We start from the raw sequence: 7,156 nt of genomic DNA on the forward strand, positions 1-7,156 counted from the left end.
TATGTATATTACTATAACAACAAAAGGATAAGGACAAAATTGGCCGGAAAGACACCGGTAGAATACCGGAATCTTTCCGACCAACTGATTGCCTAAAATAAACTCCAATTAATGGGGTTCACTTCAAAGAAGATTACCGTCACCATTTATTTTTATATAATTTTATATTTCATCAATTTCTTCACCATGATCTAAAACATTCTTTAAATTACGAATCTTTTTAATTTCAAATTTCCAAGTACTTACCAAAACAGCAACGGATCCTGCCCAAGCAAGTGGGTTAGCTAAAGCAGCACCGTAAAATCCGAAGAAGTGGATTAAAACGATTCCGGCAAAGACTCTCATCAAGAGTTCAGCAATACCGGCAATAGTAGGGGCTTTTTGATTTCCCAAACCTTGTAAGGTATATCTGACGATAAAGAGAATCGAGAGGATAAAGTAAGTGGAACCATTAAAGTAGTAATAGATTTGAACTAAATTCAAGACATGTGTTTGGCTACCATTCATGAAGAGATGCGAGATGGGACGTCCAAACAAAATCAACAAGGCACCAATAACTAAACTGGAACCAACTGAAATAACGATTCCGTCTTTAACACCTTGTAGGAGCCGTTCGAATTTTTTGCCACCTAAATTTTGAGCTGTATAGTTTACCAAAGCTAAGCCAAAACTAGCAGCAGGTAAAGTAGCGATTTGCTCGACTCTTCCAGCAACTGTGTAAGCTGCCACAGCGTTGGCACCCAAAGTATTTAACATAACTTGTAATATGATTGAACCAATGGCAATGATTGAAGATTGAAAACCCATTGGTAAACTGATTGAAAGCAATTCTTTAATTTCTTTTTTATCGATATGAAAATCGCCGAAGCCTAAAATTAAATAAGGAATATGTCTTCTAATGTAGAAGTATAAAACGACAAAAGTTATTGTCTGAGCAACGATTGTTGCCAAACCGGCACCAGCAACTCCCATTTGTAAATAAAGAATGAAGACTAGTTCTAAAGCGATATTTAAAATAGTGCTGACGATCAAGAAAAACAATGGAACTCGAGAATCTCCTAAAGCACGCATCGTATTACCCAAAAAATCGAAACCGACAAAGGAAAAAATCCCAGCAAAGATAATTTCCAAGAAGATAAATGCGTCATGAATCAAAACTTTTGGAGTCTGCATAACGACTAGAAGTGGGTAGGCAAAGATTAAAGCTAGGGCTGTGAATATGACTGCAATAAATAATGAAATTATGATTCCTGAAGCAAAGCTTTGACGAACGCCTTCTTCGTCATGAGCACCATGCTTTCGGGCTGTTAAGATGGTTAAACCACTAGTCATTCCTTGAGCAAAACCAATTACTAATCCGGTCAATCCTCCAGTAGCACCGACGCTAGCTAAGGCGTTGACGCTGATAGTTTTTCCAACGATTAACGTATCGATGAAACTATAGAATTGTTGGAAGAAATTTCCTAAAAGTAAAGGAATTGTATAGAGAAATATGACTTTCATTGGTTTTCCACGTGTTAAATCTATCATATGACTAAATTCCCCCTCATTAAGATTAAGGCTATTCTAGCATTTTTGAATTCATTAGTTACTGTGGAGCTCTTTAAAAGGTCTAACAATACTATTTAGCAATTATGAAACGACCCAAATTATGGAGTAGGTAAATTTAACAAATCAAAAAATAGTAATTATTTAACAAAATATTGAAAAATTAGTTTAAAAATGTAATCAAAATTTTTGTTAAAATGCTGTAAATAGGCTATGTTAAATGTACAAAATAAATTATTACGAGGTGTTTGGATGTCTACAAAATATGATTTTGATGTTTTATACATTGGAGCAGGACACGGTACTTTTGATGGAGCAATTCCACTGGCAGCTAGTGGAGTTTCAGTTGGTGTAATCGAAAGTGGATTGATTGGAGGAACTTGTCCAAACCGTGGTTGTAACGCCAAGATTACTTTGGATGAACCGGTTAAAATTAGTCGTGAGGCTAAACGTTTAGGAAACATTTTTGATGGCAATCTATCAATTAATTGGACTAAAAACGTCGAACACAAACAAGAAATTATTGATCCTTTACCAGATATGCTAGGTGGAGGACTAGAGAGCAATGGTGCCACTATTATTAAAGGCCATGCTCAATTTAAGGATGACCATACCGTAGTTGTCGATGGTACTAAAGAAGTAATTGCTGATAAAATCGTTATTTCAACTGGATTAAAGCCTCATCGCTTGGATATTCCAGGGAGTGATTTGGCTCATGACAGTGAAGAGTTTATGAATTTGAAAAAAATGCCAGCACGTGTTGTTATTGTAGGTTCTGGTTACATTGGTATGGAATTTGCCACGATTGCTTCAGAAGTAGGGGCTAAAGTTACGGTCTTATTGCATTCTGACAAAGCTTTACGCAAATTCTATCAACCATACGTCGAAGATATTATTGCTGATTTGAAAAAACGTGGCGTCACTTTCGTCAAGAATGCCAATGTTCAATCATTTGAGAGAAAAGATGATACATTTACCGTAAACTATGGCGATTCACAAACGCTTACGACTGATTGGATCCTTGATGCTACCGGAAGGATTCCTAATCTCGATAGTTTAGGCTTGGAAAAAATTGGCGTTAAATATGATAAGAGCGGAATTTTTGTTAATGACCATCTTCAAACTAATATCATAAATATTTATGCTTCAGGGGACGTTATTTCTAGCGACCAACCAAAAGTTACTCCTGCAGCAGCTTTTGAATCATTATATTTAATGAAATTATTCTCAGGCAAGACAGATGCTGCAATTGAATTTCCAGTTATTCCATCAGTTGTCTTCACATCGCCTCGAATTGCCAAAGCAGGTATTAGCGTTGAAGAAGCTAAAGAAAAGGGTTATCAAATCACTGAATTAGATCAAAGTAAGAATTGGTATTATGGAGTCGATAAGGAAACTCTTGCTAAGAGTATTCAAATTCATGATCCAGATGGCCATTTAGTTGGCGTAACAGAAGTCAGCGACCAAGCACAAGATGTTATTAATGCACTGCTACCAGCTATTCAATTGAAATTGAATCGAGACCAAGTGGAAAGCATTGTTGGACTATTCCCAACGATTGGCTTTGACGCTTGGAGCCGGGTTTAATTTTGAATCATAAGGTTTTAAAAAGTCTTCGTAATCCGATTGAGATTACGAAGACTTTTTTAGTTAAAGACCAATTTATTTAAAGCTTTAGCAATACCATCATTATCATTAGTGTCCGTGACATAATTAGCATGAGATTTAGCTAAATCAGAGCCGTTTCCCATTGCAATGGCATGTTTAGCAAAATCGAGCATTGGTAAATCGTTTTTTTCATCACCGAAAGCCATAACTTCATCAGAATTAATATTGAGTGCTTGTGAAAGTTGTTTGAGACCTTTTCCTTTGTTGACGTTTTGATGCATTATTTCAATGAAATTATCGCCGGCTCGAACAACATAAAATTTTTCTGCTAAAACTTTATTAACAGTAGGTTCATATTTATCTAAATCGGATTTTTCACCAATGATAGCAGCCTTTGTGATTTCAAAATCGGCTGGTAATTGATCCGGCGTGCGAACAAAAATTCCCGCTTGATTTTCCCAAGCTTGCTTGACGACCATACGATTGATATCTTGGTTGGAAGTATAGACGTTGCTGTCGTTATCTAGAACGTAATAAGGCATCCTATGACTTGTGGCAAAGTCAGCCAGTTCTCTATATTCAGCATTATTTAAAGTGCTACGGGACATTATTTTTCCAGAAACAGTCTCGACTAAAGCTCCATTATTAGTAATAACATATTGTTCGTCGCCGGAAATTCCTAATTGGTCTAAATAACGACTAACTCCAGCTAGGGGCCGTCCAGAACAAAGAACTACTTTGATACCAGAATCTAAAGCTTTATTAAGCGCTTTCTTTGTACCTAAAGTAATTTGGTGATAGGAACTTAGTAAAGTATCGTCAATATCGACTGCAATCAATTTGATCATATAAAAACTCCCTCAAAATTTGTTAATTAAGATAATTGTATCAAATTATTCAAGACATTATGTTTTTTAAGCAAAAATACAAAAAGAAACGGAACATAATATAGCTTTCGATTAAAAAGCCATATTATGTTCCGCGTTTATGTAGCAAGTTTAAGAAGCGAAAATAATTATGATTCAAATTTTTTTTCGATTCTTAAATGATAATTTTAATAAGTTAATTCGATTTCTTGATTAGCAGTCAAAGGCAGATTCTTATCTGTGTATTTAACATCCAAATCTTTATCAGAACGAATAGTAGCAGTGTCTTGCGTGATTTGGAAGGCAATATTAGCACCTTTAAAGTTGATATTAAAATCAATTTCTTCCCATTGTTCAGGAACATTAGGATTGATTTCTAAAGTATCGCCTCTAGTATCGACACCAGCGAAAACGGAAGTGACAACGCTTAAAGTAGCGCCCATAACTCCTAAGTGGATGCCTTCAGCTGTTGTTCCACCTTGAATATCGTAGTAATCACTAGTTAAGGCTTCATAAAAGAGTTTCCAAGCTGTTTTGTCGTCGTCGATTCTTGACAGCAGCATTGAGTAAACGATTCTTGAAAGAGTTGAGCCATGAGTTGTTCTTTCAATGTAATACTTGATATTGTCGTTCATAAATTTATCAGTATTCTTAACTGGATAGCCTAAGTCATCCATGATTTGGAAGAAGTCTTCTTCGCGAAGATTAAAGAGTGCCATCAAAGTATCAGCTTGTTTGGCGACTTGGTAATTATCAGGTGAATCATTATGTGCTTTCAAAATTCGATCCATCCGAGAAATATTGCCATATTGTTGACGATATTTTTCAAAGTCGAGTCGTTTCAAATCAAAGTAACCTTCAAATTGTCCTAAGATATCATCCTTGAAATCGAGTTTCAAATTTTGTCTGATGTCATCGAGTTTTTCAACATCTTGAGAAGTGAAACGGGAACGTTGCAAGTTTTCGGAGGCCACATCGCTAGGTTGATCTTTTAATAATTGTGCTAATTTTTTAAAGAGCCAACTGACCATAATGTTCGTATATGCGTTGTTCTTTAATCCTTCATTGTCTTTTCCGGGATAACCTTCGTGGAATTCATCTGGTCCCATGACATTTTTGATACTGTAACGACCAGTATTTTCATCAAGTTGAGCCATGCTGATCCAAAGTTTGGCAATATTCAATAATATTTCGAGGCCAAATTCTTGCATGAATTCTTCATCTTGGCTGATGTTATAGTAAGTCAAAACATTATAGGCAACTGCTAATGAAACGTGACGTTGCTTACGAGAATTATCTGGATCCCACTTGTTAGTGATTGGATTAAGGTGAACTTCTTGAGATTGTTCATCGCCGTACATACCGCTTTGCCAAGGATACATTGCTCCTTGGAAATCGTCATCTGAAGCATAATCCATCGCTGCTCCCAAGCGATTATAACGATACATCAAGAGGGCCTTGACTAATTTTGGTGAATGCAAAACATAAAAATTCATGTCGAAAAGTTCGTCCCAGAAAATATGACCACGATAACCTTCACCAGTTAAACCACGAGAACCAATGGAAACATCAAGGTTTTCATTAGCCTTAGTTTGAGCGGCACAAGTCATGCTATAACTATTCAGGTGCAATAATTTTTGAGCCGTAATATCACCTGCGACTACGATATTTTCTTTTTTCCAAATGTCTTTCCAAGCAAGTTGAGCTGAATTCTCAGCAGTTTCAAAATCTGGCTGGAACTGGTGTTTTTGAATTATTTCGGGAAGATTTTTTTGAGTTTCTAATGAAGTAAAGATTGCTACTGCTTTTTCAAACGTGTAGATTTGTCCTTCTTTGCCGTCGAATTCAATAGTTTGACTAGCAACTTCTGGCCCGTTGTCGACAGCGTAACTAGGATTATTGATATTTTGATAATCAATAGCAGCTTTAATGCCTATTTTGATATTTGATTGATTTGTGTGAGCAAATAATAATTGAGTTTTATTGTCATTTTTTATTTCATCAGTTGCCAAATGCTTATTTGCTAAATTGCGATATCTTTCGACATTCGTATTGGTGACAGTTGCATCAATTTCAGTTAGAATCTTAATTTTTCCTGAGAAGTTAAGAGGTTGAATTGAGTATTGTAAGTAATAGTCGTGGAAATTATTCAAGTCAGCAACTTTTTTTTCGATGACTTTTAGCTTTTTGCCATCAGCTAATTCAATCAGTTGTGTAATAGTCAAGACGCCAGTTTTCATATCTAATGAGCGAAGTGATTCTTTGATTAAATTCTCATCGATTTTGAAATATTCGCCATCATCAATTTTGAAGGTGACATATTGAGCGTTTGGTAAATTAACCAAATCTTCATTGATGATGTTTCTTCCATTAATAGGCGTTCCTAATTGATTAAAGACACCAGCTACGTATGTCCCTGGATAATTATCGTCATCAGCTTTTGCTTCAAGGTAAGTACCTCTTAAACCAAAATACCCATTTCCAATAGTTTGCATCGATTCTTGTCCATATTGACGTTTACCGTGGTCGAGTCCGTAATAATCTAAATGCCAGGCTGAATATTTTGTTTCTTTTTCAACCAATTCGGTTAAATCTTCATTTTCAGTTTCTTCTATATTATTAATGACTGGAACATGGAAAACATTTTCTAGAGCATTCGCAAAATCGACTTTTTTATTTTGATAGTTAAAAATATTTTCTTTTAACTGTGATTCACCTTGACTGGTAATCACAATTGCATCGATTGAGTTATGTATTTGTTTCTTAAATAACTCGAGATTTTCTTTGAGTTCTAATTCAGAATTAAATGTATAACTTTTTCTATCTGTGAAATTTTCATTGTTATCATATGAAATTTGGTCAGCAGCGATACTTAGAAATAGTGGTTTCATGATTAATTCCTCCGTAAAATTACAAAATATGAAATATATATATGTTTAAACATATATATACACATAGTATTATACACTCTTATTTTAGCTCTTTAATATGTTTTTTATAAGAAAATATTGGTGTTAGTCTGATATTCCGGACACGGTCTCTATGTTAAAATTGTGAAATTAATAAGGAGAACTTATCTATGACTCAAAAATTTTCAGCCGAATTTCAGGCCTCAATTATGGATCTTTACCATT

General features: G+C 35.1%; 5 protein-coding genes. 2 read left to right on the top strand and 3 right to left on the bottom strand.

Annotated elements, in window-relative coordinates; all coding sequences use genetic code 11:
* Positions 1–96, top strand: a 96-nt coding sequence (locus FHL05_RS12905; RefSeq protein WP_153384755.1) for an IS3 family transposase, incomplete at its 5' end; no start/stop codon positions are given.
* Positions 97–162: 66 nt separating this feature from the next.
* On the opposite strand, the gene FHL05_RS12060 is transcribed toward FHL05_RS12905, so the two are convergent.
* The gene (locus tag FHL05_RS12060) at positions 163–1,530 is read right to left on the bottom strand and encodes an MATE family efflux transporter (protein WP_153522816.1); all 1,368 of its coding nucleotides are present in this window, start codon (positions 1,528–1,530) and stop codon (positions 163–165) included.
* A gap of 270 nt (positions 1,531–1,800) precedes the next feature.
* Here FHL05_RS12060 and FHL05_RS12065 point away from each other — a divergent pair, with 270 nt between their 5' ends.
* Complete coding sequence (locus FHL05_RS12065) at positions 1,801–3,135, top strand: dihydrolipoyl dehydrogenase family protein (RefSeq protein WP_153522818.1); 1,335 nt, start codon at positions 1,801–1,803, stop codon at positions 3,133–3,135.
* Between the two features lie 59 nt (positions 3,136–3,194).
* Here the strand turns inward: FHL05_RS12065 and FHL05_RS12070 are convergent, their stop codons facing one another.
* Together FHL05_RS12070 and FHL05_RS12075 are read right to left on the bottom strand one after the other, a co-directional pair.
* Complete coding sequence (locus FHL05_RS12070) at positions 3,195–4,004, bottom strand: Cof-type HAD-IIB family hydrolase (protein WP_153522820.1); 810 nt, start codon at positions 4,002–4,004, stop codon at positions 3,195–3,197.
* Positions 4,005–4,210: 206 nt separating this feature from the next.
* Positions 4,211–6,913: a glycoside hydrolase family 65 protein gene (locus FHL05_RS12075; RefSeq protein ID WP_153522822.1), complete on the bottom strand. Its 2,703-nt coding sequence runs from the start codon at positions 6,911–6,913 to the stop codon at positions 4,211–4,213.
* Positions 6,914–7,156 lie beyond the last annotated feature (243 nt).

This window comes from Companilactobacillus halodurans, from assembly GCF_009600995.1.
Lineage (GTDB): Bacteria > Bacillota > Bacilli > Lactobacillales > Lactobacillaceae > Companilactobacillus > Companilactobacillus halodurans.